Source organism: Paraburkholderia sp. BL10I2N1 (assembly GCF_004361815.1).
GTDB lineage: Bacteria > Pseudomonadota > Gammaproteobacteria > Burkholderiales > Burkholderiaceae > Paraburkholderia.
In genome coordinates, this window is the sequence record NZ_SNWA01000001.1 from 4,102,661 (window position 1) to 4,117,220 (window position 14,560).

Genomic DNA, 14,560 nt, shown 5'->3' on the forward strand with positions numbered 1-14,560 from the left:
CCCACTGACTAACTGGAAATCAAAATGTACACATACGCAGAGCTTAAGGCGTTCTTCGACGGTCGCCGCTTCAAGGACCGCAACTACCGCAACGGCCTGGAGAGCGGGAGCATCGCCATCCATGAGGAGACGGTAGGCGGCAGGAGCTACATGTCGGTCTACCTGTACAACACCCGCATCGTGATGATGGAGCCCGACAACACATGCACCATCCACATAGGCGGATGGGACTCGCCCTCCACCCGCAAGTACATCTGGTGGTTCGCCCGGGTCAACCTCTCGCACGACAGAGACACCACGGGGCTGAACAACCGGCTGCGCGTGGGCTGCTCCAAGGCGGGCAGCCTCCCCTTCATCGACGGTCTCAGGTTCCGCAACGGCGAGTGCCTCAACCCGGAACTGTGCCCGCCCGATGAGATTGCCCGGGTCAAGCGCTCGGCCATCACGGAGGTCCAGCGCAAGCTGCGCCCGCTGAAGTCGCTGATGCTCGCACTGGCGCGGTTCGACGCACTCGAGCGGAGCCAGTCCAGCTACATGTGCGTAATCCCCAGCGACGAGGAACTGGCCGAGCCCACCGTGGAAATGGCGAGCGCGCTGTATGAGCGTGGCCTTGCTATGACCCCCGGCTGGCTGGTCAAGCAAAAGGTAGCCATCGAGAGCGGACTGCGCTGGCTGCGTCACGAGCTCTACAACAGCGACCCCAACAACTTCAACGTCGAGGTGACCTGCCATGGGCACGATCTCAGAAAAGCTGCTTGATGAGTACCGCAACATCAACGTCGAGCACGAGGAGTGGTGGGGCTGCGTCTACTCCGACTGGATCGAGAAGCTCGCGGAGAAAGGCATCACCACCAGCGCTGACCAGATGCAGTTCAGCGGGTTCTGGAGCCAGGGCGACGGAGCGAGCTTCACCGGCCACATCAACCTGCAGCGTTTCATGGAGGTGCATGCGCTGGTGGATGAATACCCCGGGCCGTACCACTTCGCGAAGCGGGACGAGGTGATCGCGGACCTCGTGCGCAGCCGCTCCTCCCACTACTGCCACGAGCAGACCGTGCATGCCGAGCTCGACGACGACTGCCAGGTTGACTGGCGGGCGGCCGAGGAAGGCGAGCTGCGCGCGGTGGTCGATGCAGCGATGTTCGACCAGTATGAGGAGAGCGATGACGGGCTCACGGACGACATCGACCGGATCTGCCGGGGTTACATGCAGGAGTTCTATCGCGAGCTCGAGAAGGAGCATGACTACCTGACGAGCGACGAGGCCGTGCGCGAGTGGCTGGAGATCAACGAGATCTTCGATGACGAAGATGAGGAAGATGAAGAAGAAGTAACCGGGGTGGTCGAAGCATAACGCACCTATCACGCAATCACTTACTGACGGAGCATCGCCCATGAGCATCCAGCAAAGAGCAGTCGAGTTCGCCATCGCCCGGCTGCAGGCCGCCGGCGCATCGTTTCATATCCGTGACGCAGACGGCGTCGAGTACGGGGAGCCGATCCCCAAGAAGCGCACCCGCATCGCGCAGGTCAACGGCCCATCGCTCCTGCATCTGTACCAGGACAAGATCGGCGCCATGGTCAACATGGGCGACGTGTGCGCGATCGACATCCCCGAGGGGGTCGATGCCAGGCGGCTGAAGCACAACGCGGAGTCCTATGCCCGCAACCGCTACGGGCATGGCTCGGTGATGGGATGTATAGAAAACAATCAGGTGCAGCTGATGCGCCTGAAGTAAACGCCGCAGTGGGGAAAACCATGAACGGATCAGGATGAAGGAGCATTGAAGTGAACAACACCGACCACAAGCGGCTTGCCCGAGTGGAATCCAGGCTGGTCCAGCTGATGCTGCACCTGGGCCTCGACCCGCATGAACGCCTCTACGAGACCCCGAACGATGGCAAGGACCCTGAATATCCAGCACACCTTAGAACGTATCTACGCCGCCCAAGAGAGGATCCCCCATGTCGACGACCTGAAGAAGAAGGAGTTGCAGCTGGCGATTGACGCCGCGGTCTCGGTGGTCGTTATCTACCTGAAGCTGGGGCGCGAGCCGGCCATCAAGGAGAAGCACTGGGCCGGCGTGAAAAAGCTGGATTCGGTTATGGAAAGGTGCTAACTTAGCCACCCATGTTAGCGTGTGTATGGGAATAAGTTAGCAACACAAATGTACTTTGTCTGGAGTCCCGCACAATGTGGCCTTTCCGTAAAAAGGAGCCCGAAGTGAGCAGCAACGACCCGAACCTTCAGCCGAACGCGGTAGCGCAGATCACCGGCCAGCAGTTGCAGAACCAGTTGCAGAACCAGATGCAGAGCTCCGGCCTGGCCAACCAGGCCGCCCAGGGCAGCCTGTTCGGCGCAGGGATCGGCGTGTACGACCCTGGCCACTCCCACAGCATCCTGACCTACCCGTATGGTGGCCAGGGGGTTCAGGCGCCCATCACGCAGCAGCCCCGTCCCGACTCGTGGAGCGTCAACATCGAGCGCACCGAGAACGGCTTCCTCGTCGACCTCCTCGACCGGCAGAGCTCGCGCACGCGGCGCTACATCGCGGCCTCGCTGGATGAAGTGCTGGAGAACATCGCCGCCGGTTTCGCGACAGCAGCGCTGGAGAAATGAGATGTCGAACGGGATGTACAGGCCGTTCTCCCGGGAGGAGGCCACACACATACTCGACGCCATGGGCCTGAGCGGCCCGGCAGCGCTGCCCATCCCCTCACCCCCCAGAACGGAGGTACAAAAAGTGGCAGCAGGTGATTTCAACATCACGCTCGTGAAGGTCGAGAACGGCTACATCGTCTCGGTCATCCCGATGGGCAAGACGGTGGAGTACGCGAGGAAGTTCGTCGCGCACGAGCTGAAGGAAGTGCTGGAGCTCACCCTCGCGGCCATCGCGGCCGAGCGCATGACGTCACCCCCGGGGTGATCCATGGATCTGGTGACGGTGGATTGGGAGACGTACTATGACAGACAATTTAGCCTCTCGAAGCTCACGACAGAAGCCTATGTGCGAGACCCGCGTTTCGAGGAGATCGGCTTCGCCTGGCAGATCAATGATGGCGAGCAGTACTGGGTCACCGGCGGCTACGACGAGATCCACCGTGCGGTGAAGGACCTGAAGCTTGAGAAGCGCGCGGTGCTGTGCCACCACACCGCGTTTGACGGACTCATCCTGTCGCAGCGGCATGGGGTGGTGGCATCCCAGTATTTAGACACGCTCTCCATTGCACGATCGGTGTTTGGGGCTAACGGGGGTTGTTCGCTGGCGGCGCTCGCCAGGCGGTTCATGCTGGAGGACAAGGGCGATGAGTTGCTCGGTGCGCTGGGCAAACATCGCGCTGACTTCACGCCGCACCAGCTATTCAGGTACGGTGAGTACTGCAAAAAGGATGTCCGCATCACCCATGCCCTCTTGCAGATCCTGCGCCAGTTCAGCACGCCGCAGGAGCTCTATGTCATCGACCTGATGCTGCGCATGTATGTGGACCCGGTGCTGGAGCTGGACCCGGCGGTGCTGTCCGCGCACCTGCAGAGCGTGAAGGAGAAGAAGGCAGCGCTCCTCAAGCTGGTCGAAGAGACCGCCGGCAAGGACGCATTGATGTCCAACGACCGGTTCGCCGGCCTGCTGGTGGAGCTCGGCGTCGTGCCACCGATGAAGAAGTCCGAGGCGAAGAGCAGGACCGCCGGGCATGACGTCTTCACGTATGCGTTCAGCAAGACCGATGAAGGGTTCAAGGCGCTGCTCGAGCACGATGACCCGCGCGTGCAGGCGCTGGTGTCGGCCCGGGTCGGCGTGAAGACCACGATCGAGGAGACGCGCACCGAGGCATTCATCGGCATCGCGATGCGCGGGGCGCTACCCGTCCCCCTCTCCTACTACGCGGCGCACACCGGCCGCGCCGGTGGGTGGGACAAGATCAACATGCAGAACCTGCCCCGCAAGGGGGCACTGCGCCGCGCGATCCGTGCACCAAAGGGACACAAGGTAGTGGCCTGCGACTCGTCCCAGATCGAGGCGCGCGTCGTCGCATGGCTCGCGGGTCAGACCGATCTCGTTGAAGCGTTCGCGCGCGGCGCGGACATCTACTCTGAATTTGCAGGAGACGTGTATGGCTACCCGGTTGACCGCAAGGCGACGGCCTTCCACCCTGACACTGGTGAGGAGTACACGCCTCATGATGAAGAGGGTCGTGTTGGGAAGACATCAATTCTCGGGCTTGGGTTCGGCATGGGCAAGGACAAGTTCGATGCTTCTCTCAAGAAGGCGGGAGTCCGAAAGGGCCTGGCGTTCTCGGAGCGCGTCGTCGACCTCTACCGCACCAAGTACGCAATGATCAGGAAGCTGTGGAAGTCGGCTCAGACGGCGCTGGAGAGCGTCTGCAACGGGTATGTCGCCGAGATCGGCGTGGGCATCCGGTTGCGCTGGGACCAGGACGGCATCCACCTGCCCAACGGCATGCTGGTCCGCTACAAGAACCTGCGCCGCACTGAAGATGGTGACTACGTCTATGACGGCCGCAACGGCGCCACGAAGATCTATGGCGCCAAGATCGTGGAGAACGTGGTGCAGGCGCTCGCACGCATCATCGTCTTCAACCAGATGTGCATGATCGACCAGAAGCTCAAGCCGCTTGACCGCACCGATGGACGGTACAAGGTCGTGCTGACGGTGCACGATGAAGTGGTGGGCATCTGCCCCGACCACTTCGCGCCGGCGCTCAGGGAAATGATGGTCACGGCCATGCGGGTGATCCCCCGGTGGGCCACGGGGCTGCCGATTACCTGTGAGGCAGCGGGAGGCGAGTCGTATGGAGACTGTAAGTAATCATGCAAGGAAAACCTTAGGACCGGGTAAGGATAACCTGCTAAAAGAATCGGCAACGTATTAACACAAATCCAATTACCATGTTGTACACTTCGCGGGGAATTACATCACTGGGGAACTAAAATGAAATACGACCTGGAGCGGGCAAGGCTTGCGGTCGAATACCTGATCAGCACGCAGTATTTCCCGCAGCGCGTCAAAGGTCTGAGACATGCTGTGAGGAAGCCGCGTGCACTGCCGTATTCGGGGGAGGCCGAGCCGCTCAACGAGCTCCTTGTTATTGGGAGACAAAACGAACAGGCCATGGAGAACCTGATCTCGGTTGCGCAGTACAAGCGCGGCGCACAGAGCCGCGGCGAGTACCAGCGCCGGTTCATGAAACAGCAGCGCGACCGCTGGGCCAAGGCTGTACAGCTGGAGGAGAGACTATTTGGGAAGAAGCTTTCGCTGGATGAAAGAAACATCCTTACACGCGAGGTGCAGGCGACGTGGATGGAGGAGCGCGATGCTTATATCGAGATGCGCGCGGCGCAGCAGAAGATCCAGTTTGGGACGGACGCCTCGTTCGAGGATCGCCACATGTTCATTGATCAGTTCTGGGACCGTAAGGACAAGGAACTGGATGCGATGCTAAATGAATCGCCGGCGCAATCACACCATATACGGCGTAAGAAACGCACCGTCGTGGTGAAAGAAAATAACAAGGATGGTGCAATGCAACAGGCGTTCAAAAAACTGATTGACAGACCGAAATGATCCGGCAAAACTGCATGCTCGTACCGGTGTTACAAGCAGTTACACCTCGTTACCGGCGTGCAGTCATTGAGAGGTAAGAATGACCACGCTAAGGGGAAAACCATGGACTTATTCAGCGCTCGAAGCGTTCGAGACCTGCCCTCGGCAGTTCCACGAGGTCAAGGTGCTGCGCCGGTTTCGCGACCGGCCGAACCCTGCGGGGGACTGGGGCGATCGGGTCCATAAGGCGCTTGAGGACTTTATGGAGACGGGCGCTGCTTTGCCGGAAGGCATGCAGCAGTGGCAAGTGTTAGCTACCACACTGAAAAATCTCCCTGGGAGGAAACTAACTGAAGTCAAACTGGCTGTCGACAAGTGCTTCTCACCCACGCCATGGGGCGACGCATGGAGTCGCGGCAAGGTCGATCTGGTAGTGCTGAATGGTCGTGAGGCCGCCGGCTTTGATTACAAGACCGGCAAGCCCAAACCATCCGAGCAGCTGATGCTGTATGCGGGTTACATGTTCGCCACCTGGCCCGAGCTGGAGAAGGCTCAGACGGGGTTTGTGTGGCTGAAGAATCGCAGGATCGAGCCCGCTACGTACTACCGGAAAGACGTGCCACGGATCTGGCAGGAGTTCGCGCCGCGGGTGCACCGGATGGAGCTGGCCCAGGAAAAGGATGCATGGCCCCCCCGACCAAGCGGGCTGTGCAACGGCTGGTGTCCCGTTACTGACTGCGAACACTACAAGAGCAAGTCATGATCGAAAAACAGACAGAGTTTTCGTCCTTGAACAATGAGGACTTTGTGGACTTTGCATCGTCGCATGCGGGGACGTCCACCCTTCTGGCCGAGGCGCTCTTTCGTCTCATCGTGGCCATGGATATGGTGAAGGAACTGCAGGAGGTGTTGAATGTCGTCAACACCTGAAGGGAAAGTCAAGAAGGACATCAAGAAACTTCTTGACGAAGCGGGGTTCTGGAGGGCTGGTGCCAAACAGCCCGACATACCCGTCGCCGGATCGTATTACATGCCGGTACAGAACGGAATGGGAGTGATTGGCATTCCTGATTTTGTGGGGGTCGCGTGGGGGGGAAGACGGTTCGACATCGAGGCCAAGGCCCCGGGCGAAGCGCCCACCCCCAACCAGCTGAAACGCCATGAGGAAATCGTTGCAGCGGGTGGTATAGTCCTGGTTGTTGATGATGTTAGTAAGTTGGCCGAATTTTTTAATGACCACCCTCCTAACGAACCCTGGGAACCACCATGCAGATGAACCTGCCCGAGATGGTCGAGCTGGATGCGACCGATGGCGACGCCGAGCACGTGCCGTATCGCAGGCTGTTTGCGTCGGTGCTGCTGCAGGCCGTGCGGGACTACGATGCAGCCCGGCGCGGGGTGGTGCCACCGATCAACAGCAACTACGGGTTCTCGGTGCCCAAGCTGCACAGCTGGTTTGTTAGCACCTCCATGGAGGTCTGTTCGTTTGAGTGGATCTGTGCGCTGCTGGACATGGACGCCGGCGTGCTGCGCCAGCGGATTGGCATCGGCCCCTACCCCCCGAGGGACACATCGGCTAACCGGAAACTGAAAGGAAAGTATAAAGCTGCTAACGGATTACCTGAATTACCTCTTAGGACTGAGGCAAGACATGAAAGACACCCCGTCGAAGAAACGCTATGATACAGCCTACGAAGCCCGTCCCGAGCAGGTCAAGCATCGCGAGGAGCGCAACCGTGCGCGAGCCGAGATGGCGAAGAAAGGGGCGGTAAAGAAAGGCGATGGTCGAGACGTCGATCACAAGCGGCCACTTGAGAATGGCGGCAGCAGCGCGCCAGGCAATACGCGTGTGGTGAGCGAGACGACCAACCGCGGGTGGCGCAAAGGACAGAGTGGGTACGACCCTTCAAAGCAGAAGAAATAACATGCTCGTCTACAAACCGAAGAAGGCCCTGTTGTTCAGGCTCAAGAATCCAGGGCGCATCACCACCGTCATTCCGACCGCGAAACTCGTCAGGCATCAGGGCGAAGTTCTGGTGGCCGTTCCGCACCGCCCGGATGAGACGCAGGTGCTGCGCAACCTCGGCTTCGAGGCACCGGACAGCATGCCGCTCTACTACGAGTGGCCCGGTCCCGATACGCCGTTCGCCACGCAGCAGCAGACCTCCACGTTTCTCACACGGCACCGCCGTGCGTTCGTGCTCAACTCCATGGGCACCGGCAAGACGCGCAGCGCGCTGTGGACCTATGACTATCTGCGCGCGACGAAATGCGTCAGGCGTGTGCTGGTGGTCGCCCCGCTCTCGGTGCTTGAGCGCGCCTGGGCCGATACCGTCTTCAGGGCCTTTCCGCATCTGTCCTGCTCGGTGCTTTACGGATCCGCCGCGCGCCGCAAGAAGCTGCTCGCACGCGAAGCCGACGTGTATGTGATCAACATCGATGGCCTTAAGGTCATCAAGGCCGAGCTTAAGGCGCGCACCGACATTGACCTCGTGATCGTCGATGAGGTGGCGATGGCGCGTAACCAGGGCACGGACCGCTGGAAGACCCTGAACGAAGTGATCAACAAGCAGTGCCCACGCAGGGCATGGGGCATGACGGGCACACCGACCCCGAACGAGCCCACCGATGCCTGGGCGCAGGCGAAGCTGATCAACCCGACCAACCCGGACGTGCCGAAGTACTTCAGCGCGTTCAGGGACCGTGTCATGCGGCAGACGAGCCAGTACACGTGGGTGGCGCGGGAGACCGCGCTCGAAGAGGTGCAGAAGGTCCTGCAGCCCTCGATCCGCTTCTCGCTCGATGAGTGTGTCGACCTGCCTCCGCTCACTATCCAGGATCGTGACGTTGAGCTGACCGACGAGCAGCAGAAGGCCTACAACGACATGGCGCGGCAGCTCGCGGCCGAGTATGCAGGTGGCCAGATCATCGCGATGAACGAGGCAGTCAAGGCCAACAAGCTGGTGCAGATCGGCTGTGGCATTGCGTACGACCTCGCCGGCGATGATGTGGTGCTACCCGTGGGGCCGCGCATCAATGAGCTGATGGACGTGATCGAGGAGAGCGAAGGCAAGGTCATCGTGTTCGCGCCCTTCACGTCGGTGGTCAAGCACGTGGCCTCAGAGGTCGCCAAACGCTGGTCAGTCGCCATGGTCTATGGCGAGGTCAAGAAGAACGCGCGCGATGACATTTTCAAGATGTTCCAGAATGCTCAGGAGCCCCATGTAATTGTGGCCGACCCCGGCACCATGGCGCATGGTCTGACACTGACGGCCGCCACGACGATCACGTGGTATGCCCCCACCAACAGCAACGAGCACTACGATCAGGCCAACGCGCGCATGCGACGACCCGGGCAGACACGGCCCACGGTCATCGTGCGGCTGGCGGGCTCGAAGGTAGAGAGAAAGATGTACGCAAGGCTGGACCGGAAAGGCAGCATGCAGGGCCTGCTGCTGGACATGTTCGAGGATCAGGAACCCCTGACAGAGTAAGTATCTGGCTATTTAACCCAACCGTTGTACCCCAAGGCAGTGCTCGCTGAAGTGGCCCCCCAGTCAGTCACTACAGGAGCAGGAAATGAAACTCAATGAAGTAGTGAGCACGTACATCGCGCTCAGGGACAAGATCGCCGCACGCAAGAAGGCCCACAAGGAAGAGCTCGAACCGATCGAGCAGGCGATGGAGCAGATCGAGGCAGTCCTCCTCAGGACCTTCGATGCGACCGGTCTCGAGTCCGCCAAGACCGAGAAGGGCACCGCCTACGTGTCCACGCGCACCAGCGCCACGGTGGCCGACCGTGAGGTCTTCCTCGACTTCATCAAGGCGAAGGAAGAGTGGCCGCTCGCCGACATCCGCGCAGCCAAGACCGCCATCGAGGTGTTCAAGGACAGCAACGGCGGTGAGCTGCCACCAGGTATTAACTGGCGCGAGGAGCGCACCATCAATGTGAGGAGGTCATGACTGTCCAGCTGTTCACGGTCGATCTCGTGGCACTGCTCGCTGTCCTCGCGGGCAGGCCGGAGCTGGGCCTTGTGCTGGCGGCGCTCGCCTATCTGTCCCCCGCTTGACAACTTGCTAACCGGAACTGGTTGGCGTAATCTACATCGTCCCCATCGGAGTCATGCAAATGGCAAACATCATCCCGTTCGATACGAACGGCAAAAACCTGCCGGCGTATCTGAAGTCCTTCAGCAGCGAAGTGACTAACGCGCTCGCGGCCCACCACTCGATCACCTTCCCGGTCATCTCGATCAAGGGCAAGGTCTGGACCATCAAGCGGGGTGGCGAGAAATTCATCATTCCAAATCCGAAGGATCCTGAGAGCCCGGCTACCTACGTCGACGTCGTGATCATCAAGGCCAACCCGAAGAAGTCCAAGGTCTGGTATGCCAATGGCTGGCAGGACGGCGTCGAGAACGGCAAGCCGGACTGCTCCAGCCGCGACAGCGAGAAGCCCGACGCGGACTGCGAGGCGCCGCAGTCGAAGCTCTGCGCGACCTGCAAGCACAACCAGTGGGGCAGCAAGATCAACGAAAAGGGCGTGGCCACCAAGGGCAAGGCCTGTCAGGATACGATCCGTCTGGCGATCTCCACGCCCGACCGCCTGAACGACCCGCACCTGGTGCGCGTGCCACCGGCATCGATCAAGGCCGCCGGCGAGTATGGCGAGATGCTGCAGAAGCGTGGCGTGCCGCTCGAGTCCGTGGTGACGCGGCTCTCGTTCGACCCGGAAGAAGCCACGCCGAAGATCATGTTCAAGGCGATCGGCTTCCTCGACGAGAAGGAGTTCGCCGAAGCGCACGAGATCGCCGACTCGGAGCTGGTCGAGAGCATCCTCGGTACCGCCTACGTGCCGGACGCTGACGATGGTGAAGGCGAGCCGGAAGCCGCCGCAGCAGCAGCCAAGGCCGTGCGGACCGCGAAGTCCACCTCGAAGGTCGAGATCAGCAAGGACAAGACCGTCACCGCCGACGAGGTGAAGGCCGCCATCAAGGCGGGTGAAGCCGGCGAGACGGTGGCCGAGGCGAAGGTGGTCCAGGCCACGCCGGAGCCCGTGCCGGCTGCGGTGTCCGTGGAGTCCATCGATGTGGATGGCATCCCGGACCTGTCGAAGATCTCGTTCGACGACTGATCCCCCCGCTGTCCATGCAGGGCCCGCCTGAGAACCAGGCGGGCTTCCACTCGTTTACTTCCGAAAAATACCATGGCCTACCATATCGACAAGCAGAAGGTCGCGGGAGTGCTCCTCGAGACCAATCTCGCGCTCACGGGCAAGGACTTCAACCACGGGGAAGTCATCATCGGCCTGGGTGAGCTGATCGGCCGGGTGATCGTCGAGGCGTCAAATGGCCCGCTCCAGTGCCAGGAGATGGTCAAGGTCGTGGTCGCGCATCTGGACCGCACGGTCAAGGCGGGCTCCGCCGCGCGAGGGAAGCTGCTGGTCGACCCGGAGTAGCGCATGGACACGCTCGAATTTTTCAGGGCGATCCTGCCGGAGACCGGACCCTACTATCTCGCGTACTTCAAGGGCGAGACGCCCTACCCGTACCACGTCCTGTACCCCACACTCGAAGTGCTCGCCGAGAAGGCGCTGGAGCTCGACGCGCCGGGGACCAACGCGGTCTACCATGCCTGCGCGTCGTACCGGGAAGCGTACGTCATGCTGCCCGACCCGAAGAAGCCGGGCGAGCTGAAGAAGTGCTGGCGGGTGGCGGAGAACCTGGGCCGCATGAAGTCGTTCTGGGTGGACATCGACTGCGGGCCCGAGAAGGCCGCGGCGGTACCGCCCAAGGGCTACGCCACGAAGAACGACGCGCGCGACGCCATCATGGCGTTCTGTGGCGCGCGGGGCCTGCCCTACCCGCTGATGGTCAGCTCGGGCAATGGCCTGCACTGCTACTGGCCCCTCACCAAGTCAATCGGCCCGAAGTCATGGCAGGCCGTGGCGCAGCGCCTGAAGGCCGCGCTCGCCGCGCACGGCATCCTCGCCGACCCGACCCGCACCGCTGACGCGGCCTCGATCCTGCGCCCGCCGGGCACCTATAACCGCAAGGGCGAGCCCAAGCCCGTCAAGGTGGTGTATCCGGGCGGGCAGATTTCCCCCGAAGACTTTCTGGCTGCGCTAGAATCCGTTAGCACCTTGACCGCGTTTAGTGAGCAGAGTGCCCCCGCCTATCTCGCCACTTATCTCGCCACCGCCGAGGTGTCGAGCTGGGCGCTTGCCGGGCACGCCGCATACAGTGGCCCGCCCGCCTCGGCGCGCATCGTGGCCGAGCACTGCAGGCAGGTCAGGCACATGCGGGACACGCTGGGCGACGTGGGCTATGAGGTGTGGCGCGGGGTGATCGGCATCATCAAGCACTGCACGGAAGGCGAGACGCTGGCGCAGGAGTGGAGCGAAGAGCGGGCCAACACCGGGCATGAGTCGCTCGACTGGCAGCGCCGTTACGACACGTGGGACTCGGGTCCGACGACCTGCGGGTTCTTCCTGCAGCATAACCCCACCGGGTGCGATGGCTGTCCACACCGCGAGAAGGAGGGTGCGCCGAAGGTCACGTCACCTATCATGCTGGGCTTTTCGCTGCCGCCAGCCGAAACGTCGCCGGTCGTGATCGAGGTGGATGACGCCGGCGGGAAGCTGATCGTGGAGGTGCCCCCGAAGCCTGAAGGCTACGTGTGGGAGGACGAAAGGCTGTACCGCTACCTGAAGGACAAGGACGGCATCGTGCAGCGGTTCTCGATGTCGGACAAGCATTTTTACCTGACGCACTGGATCGCGACGGAAGCGCGGGATTTCTCGGCGGGCGTGCGCCTGCATATGCCACGGGGCAGCCTGGTGGACTTTGCGGTCACGGCGCGCGACATCGCGGCGCCCTCCGACATGCTCAAGGCGCTGGGCAGCAAGTCCATCTTTCCGACGCACAACAAGGACGCAGCGATGCACCTGCACGCATACATCAAGGACTCACTGCAGAAGATCCAGGCCGAGGCCGAGGAGATGAGCACGATGACGTCCTTCGGCTGGCGCCACGATAGCTCGGGGTTCCTGGTCGGTGACCGGCTCTACCATCGCGACGGCACGATCCGCAAGGTGCTGGTGGGCGGCTCCGCGCACACCCTGCTGGAGGCCTTCCCTGACCCCCGTGGGACGCTTGACGGGTACTGCAGGGCGGTCAACTTCGTCTACGCCCGGGCGGGCATGGAGCCGCTGCAGTATGCGCTGTGCAACGCGTTCGGCTCGATCCTGACGCCCTTCTCCGGCGAGGCGCTCTACAACGGGGTGCTGTTCGCGCTGATCGGCGAGCGCACGGCGCGCGGCAAGACCACGGTGGCGATGGCAGGGCTGTACGGGTTCGGCGATGCACGGCTCATGACCCATACGCGGGAGTCGACGGTCAATGCCCGCTACGCGCTGATGGGCGTGCACAAGAATGCGCCACTGCTGTTCGACGAGTTCACCGACATCCCGCCGGACCAGCTCTCGTCGTGGGCGTATTCCACCTCCGAGGGGCGCGAGAAGTCCCGGCTGCAGACCGGCGCCCACGCGGGGGTCAAGCTGGCCCAGGGCACCACCTGGGCGCTCGCGCCCTACGTCACGGCCAACACGAACCTGCACGCCCGGCTCACGCAGCACCGCAGCAACACCGCGGCCGAGGCCGTGCGGATCGTGCAGGTCGACGTCGACCGCTACCAGCTGCCGCAGCTCGAGCCCGCAGAGGTGACCCAGGCGCTCGCGCGCATGGAGCGCAACATGGGCCACGCCGGTGAGCAGTTCGTCCAGTACGTGGTGACCCACCAGGAGGACGTGCTGGAGCTGGCTGGCAAGATCAAGGCCAGCGTGGACGCCGAGATCCAGGGGCCGGAGTACCGCTACTACCGGGCGCACGCCACGTGCACGCTGACCGCCGCATCGATCATGGTCCAGCTGGGGCTGGTCGACTTCGACTTCGACCGGCTCTTCGACTTCACGATCGGCCTGATGCGCGAGCTCAGTTTCGAGGTCGCCGAGAACAACACGGTGCCACCGGAAGACCTGTTCTCCCAGATGGTCAACGCGCTCGCCCCCCGCATCATCACCACGTACGGCTATCAGGACAACCGGATGCACGCGCCAGAAGAGGTGCGGATCTACCAGGAGGTCGTGGGCCGCTACGTGGTCGGCAACGCGCAGACCAGCAAGGCGCTGCACGGCCGGCTCTGGATCACGGTCGCCGCCGTCAAGCAGTGGTGCATCGAGAACCGCGTGCCGGTCGCCACGATCAAGGGGTTCGCTGACCCGGTGGTGATGCCCGGCACGGACGACGCCCGGGTGGTGCTGACCCGCGGCACGAAGATGGCCGGTGCGCGGGCGCACTGCTTTGCCTTTGACATGAAGAAAATGGGCGTCGATTCGTCGGCGCTCACGCTGGTACATGGTGGCGACGCGCAGGACGCCACGAACTGAGTAGTTGTTGGGGGCCTTACCCCGGGCTTCGGCCCGGGGATTTTTTTCGGGGAATTCCATGAAGACAATCGACATCCTCGTGCAGCAGTTCAACGCTGCCTTCATCCCGCTCGAGGCCGTGCGCCTCGCCTACTTCCCGCACCTGTCAGCCGACCTGATGCAGCGCCGCGCACGCAATAACGAACTGGGCCTGCCGGTCACACGGTTTGACCGCTCGCAGAAGTCCGCCCTTGGGGTCCACGTGGAAGACCTGGCGAGCTACCTGGACGGCCGCAGGGCCGAGGCGCGCAAGGAGTTCAGCGCAACAAAAGATCAAGTGCAACAGTCTGCCTGAGCGCAGGAATTCAGTGCAACGCAGTGCAACAGAAGTGCAGCAGTCTGCCTGAGAGGCCCGTCAAATAAGGCGATCGGTCCAGTCCATCATCGGTGCGACGGACACGCGGCGGGGCGTTGATTTCATTGAATTTTGCTGCAATTTCATAATCTTGCGGATGAATGCTGAACGTCTTGTTCAAGTCCGTTTTCTGTGATTTTTGCTCGTTTTTTTGCCCGA

20 protein-coding genes are annotated in these 14,560 nt (G+C 61.9%); 19 read left to right on the forward strand and 1 reads right to left on the reverse strand.

What is annotated here, in order from left to right; all coding sequences use genetic code 11:
- The first annotated feature begins 24 nt into the window (after positions 1 to 24).
- The 19 genes from B0G77_RS19145 to B0G77_RS19230 all read left to right on the forward strand — a co-directional run bounded on the left by B0G77_RS19145 (position 25) and on the right by B0G77_RS19230 (position 14,341).
- On the forward strand, positions 25 to 759 hold the full coding sequence (locus B0G77_RS19145; protein WP_133663532.1) for a hypothetical protein: 735 nt from the start codon (positions 25 to 27) through the stop codon (positions 757 to 759).
- Entirely contained in the window at positions 731 to 1,354 is a 624-nt protein-coding gene (locus B0G77_RS19150) for a hypothetical protein (RefSeq protein ID WP_133663533.1), read from the forward strand. Before B0G77_RS19145 ends, B0G77_RS19150 begins: the two co-directional genes overlap by 29 nt.
- Before the next feature lie 40 nt (positions 1,355 to 1,394).
- Positions 1,395 to 1,739: a hypothetical protein gene (locus B0G77_RS19155; RefSeq protein ID WP_133663534.1), complete on the forward strand. Its 345-nt coding sequence runs from the start codon at positions 1,395 to 1,397 to the stop codon at positions 1,737 to 1,739.
- Between the two features lie 159 nt (positions 1,740 to 1,898).
- Positions 1,899 to 2,120, forward strand: a complete 222-nt coding sequence (locus B0G77_RS19160) for a hypothetical protein (protein ID WP_133663535.1) — start codon at positions 1,899 to 1,901, stop codon at positions 2,118 to 2,120.
- Between the two features lie 104 nt (positions 2,121 to 2,224).
- Positions 2,225 to 2,620, forward strand: coding sequence for a hypothetical protein (locus B0G77_RS19165; protein WP_133663536.1), 396 nt, complete (start codon positions 2,225 to 2,227; stop codon positions 2,618 to 2,620).
- 1 nt (position 2,621) lies between these two features.
- Positions 2,622 to 2,927: a hypothetical protein gene (locus B0G77_RS19170; RefSeq protein ID WP_133663537.1), complete on the forward strand. Its 306-nt coding sequence runs from the start codon at positions 2,622 to 2,624 to the stop codon at positions 2,925 to 2,927.
- Positions 2,928 to 2,930: 3 nt separating this feature from the next.
- Positions 2,931 to 4,826: a DNA polymerase gene (locus B0G77_RS19175; RefSeq protein ID WP_133663538.1), complete on the forward strand. Its 1,896-nt coding sequence runs from the start codon at positions 2,931 to 2,933 to the stop codon at positions 4,824 to 4,826.
- A 123-nt stretch (positions 4,827 to 4,949) separates the two neighbouring features.
- Positions 4,950 to 5,582, forward strand: a complete 633-nt coding sequence (locus B0G77_RS19180) for a hypothetical protein (protein WP_133663539.1) — start codon at positions 4,950 to 4,952, stop codon at positions 5,580 to 5,582.
- Between the two features lie 79 nt (positions 5,583 to 5,661).
- Positions 5,662 to 6,324 (forward strand): PD-(D/E)XK nuclease family protein, encoded by a 663-nt coding sequence (locus B0G77_RS19185; RefSeq protein ID WP_133663540.1) that lies wholly within the window; start codon positions 5,662 to 5,664, stop codon positions 6,322 to 6,324.
- A complete protein-coding gene (locus B0G77_RS43290) occupies positions 6,321 to 6,491 on the forward strand; it encodes a hypothetical protein (protein WP_166656186.1) in 171 nt (56 codons plus the stop codon). Before B0G77_RS19185 ends, B0G77_RS43290 begins: the two co-directional genes overlap by 4 nt.
- Positions 6,475 to 6,837 carry a VRR-NUC domain-containing protein gene (locus B0G77_RS19190; RefSeq protein ID WP_133663541.1) on the forward strand — a complete coding sequence of 121 codons (363 nt, stop codon included), beginning with the start codon at positions 6,475 to 6,477 and terminating at the stop codon, positions 6,835 to 6,837. The genes B0G77_RS43290 and B0G77_RS19190 overlap by 17 nt, the downstream gene beginning before the upstream one ends.
- Complete coding sequence (locus tag B0G77_RS19195) at positions 6,828 to 7,244, forward strand: hypothetical protein (RefSeq protein ID WP_133663542.1); 417 nt, start codon at positions 6,828 to 6,830, stop codon at positions 7,242 to 7,244. Before B0G77_RS19190 ends, B0G77_RS19195 begins: the two co-directional genes overlap by 10 nt.
- Positions 7,213 to 7,485: an HNH endonuclease gene (locus tag B0G77_RS19200; RefSeq protein WP_133663543.1), complete on the forward strand. Its 273-nt coding sequence runs from the start codon at positions 7,213 to 7,215 to the stop codon at positions 7,483 to 7,485. Before B0G77_RS19195 ends, B0G77_RS19200 begins: the two co-directional genes overlap by 32 nt.
- 1 nt (position 7,486) lies before the next feature.
- On the forward strand, positions 7,487 to 9,055 hold the full coding sequence (locus B0G77_RS19205; protein ID WP_133663544.1) for a DEAD/DEAH box helicase: 1,569 nt from the start codon (positions 7,487 to 7,489) through the stop codon (positions 9,053 to 9,055).
- An 85-nt stretch (positions 9,056 to 9,140) separates the two neighbouring features.
- Positions 9,141 to 9,524 carry a hypothetical protein gene (locus B0G77_RS19210; protein WP_133663545.1) on the forward strand — a complete coding sequence of 128 codons (384 nt, stop codon included), beginning with the start codon at positions 9,141 to 9,143 and terminating at the stop codon, positions 9,522 to 9,524.
- Positions 9,525 to 9,690: 166 nt separating this feature from the next.
- Positions 9,691 to 10,695, forward strand: coding sequence for a hypothetical protein (locus B0G77_RS19215; RefSeq protein WP_133663546.1), 1,005 nt, complete (start codon positions 9,691 to 9,693; stop codon positions 10,693 to 10,695).
- A 72-nt stretch (positions 10,696 to 10,767) separates the two neighbouring features.
- On the forward strand, positions 10,768 to 11,019 hold the full coding sequence (locus B0G77_RS19220; protein ID WP_133663547.1) for a hypothetical protein: 252 nt from the start codon (positions 10,768 to 10,770) through the stop codon (positions 11,017 to 11,019).
- A gap of 3 nt (positions 11,020 to 11,022) precedes the next feature.
- On the forward strand, positions 11,023 to 14,007 hold the full coding sequence (locus B0G77_RS19225; protein ID WP_133663548.1) for a DUF927 domain-containing protein: 2,985 nt from the start codon (positions 11,023 to 11,025) through the stop codon (positions 14,005 to 14,007).
- Between the two features lie 58 nt (positions 14,008 to 14,065).
- A complete protein-coding gene (locus tag B0G77_RS19230) occupies positions 14,066 to 14,341 on the forward strand; it encodes a pyocin activator PrtN family protein (RefSeq protein ID WP_133663549.1) in 276 nt (91 codons plus the stop codon).
- A gap of 10 nt (positions 14,342 to 14,351) precedes the next feature.
- Here the strand turns inward: B0G77_RS19230 and B0G77_RS43295 are convergent, their stop codons facing one another.
- Positions 14,352 to 14,522 carry a hypothetical protein gene (locus B0G77_RS43295; protein WP_166656187.1) on the reverse strand — a complete coding sequence of 57 codons (171 nt, stop codon included), beginning with the start codon at positions 14,520 to 14,522 and terminating at the stop codon, positions 14,352 to 14,354.
- Between the last annotated feature and the right edge of the window lie 38 nt (positions 14,523 to 14,560).

Bases quoted from the DNA above. Each gene is read 5' to 3' on its own strand.
- B0G77_RS19145 (WP_133663532.1), top strand. From the start codon at position 25: ATGTACACATACGCAGAGCTTAAGGCGTTCTTCGACGGTCGCCGCTTC.
- B0G77_RS19150 (WP_133663533.1), top strand. From the start codon at position 731: ATGGGCACGATCTCAGAAAAGCTGCTTGATGAGTACCGCAACATCAAC.
- B0G77_RS19155 (WP_133663534.1), top strand. From the start codon at position 1,395: ATGAGCATCCAGCAAAGAGCAGTCGAGTTCGCCATCGCCCGGCTGCAG.
- B0G77_RS19160 (WP_133663535.1), top strand. From the start codon at position 1,899: ATGGCAAGGACCCTGAATATCCAGCACACCTTAGAACGTATCTACGCC.
- B0G77_RS19170 (WP_133663537.1), top strand. From the start codon at position 2,622: ATGTCGAACGGGATGTACAGGCCGTTCTCCCGGGAGGAGGCCACACAC.
- B0G77_RS19175 (WP_133663538.1), top strand. From the start codon at position 2,931: ATGGATCTGGTGACGGTGGATTGGGAGACGTACTATGACAGACAATTT.
- B0G77_RS19180 (WP_133663539.1), top strand. From the start codon at position 4,950: ATGAAATACGACCTGGAGCGGGCAAGGCTTGCGGTCGAATACCTGATC.
- B0G77_RS19185 (WP_133663540.1), top strand. From the start codon at position 5,662: ATGACCACGCTAAGGGGAAAACCATGGACTTATTCAGCGCTCGAAGCG.
- B0G77_RS43290 (WP_166656186.1), top strand. From the start codon at position 6,321: ATGATCGAAAAACAGACAGAGTTTTCGTCCTTGAACAATGAGGACTTT.
- B0G77_RS19190 (WP_133663541.1), top strand. From the start codon at position 6,475: ATGTCGTCAACACCTGAAGGGAAAGTCAAGAAGGACATCAAGAAACTT.
- B0G77_RS19195 (WP_133663542.1), top strand. From the start codon at position 6,828: ATGCAGATGAACCTGCCCGAGATGGTCGAGCTGGATGCGACCGATGGC.
- B0G77_RS19200 (WP_133663543.1), top strand. From the start codon at position 7,213: ATGAAAGACACCCCGTCGAAGAAACGCTATGATACAGCCTACGAAGCC.
- B0G77_RS19205 (WP_133663544.1), top strand. From the start codon at position 7,487: ATGCTCGTCTACAAACCGAAGAAGGCCCTGTTGTTCAGGCTCAAGAAT.
- B0G77_RS19210 (WP_133663545.1), top strand. From the start codon at position 9,141: ATGAAACTCAATGAAGTAGTGAGCACGTACATCGCGCTCAGGGACAAG.
- B0G77_RS19215 (WP_133663546.1), top strand. From the start codon at position 9,691: ATGGCAAACATCATCCCGTTCGATACGAACGGCAAAAACCTGCCGGCG.
- B0G77_RS19220 (WP_133663547.1), top strand. From the start codon at position 10,768: ATGGCCTACCATATCGACAAGCAGAAGGTCGCGGGAGTGCTCCTCGAG.
- B0G77_RS19225 (WP_133663548.1), top strand. From the start codon at position 11,023: ATGGACACGCTCGAATTTTTCAGGGCGATCCTGCCGGAGACCGGACCC.
- B0G77_RS19230 (WP_133663549.1), top strand. From the start codon at position 14,066: ATGAAGACAATCGACATCCTCGTGCAGCAGTTCAACGCTGCCTTCATC.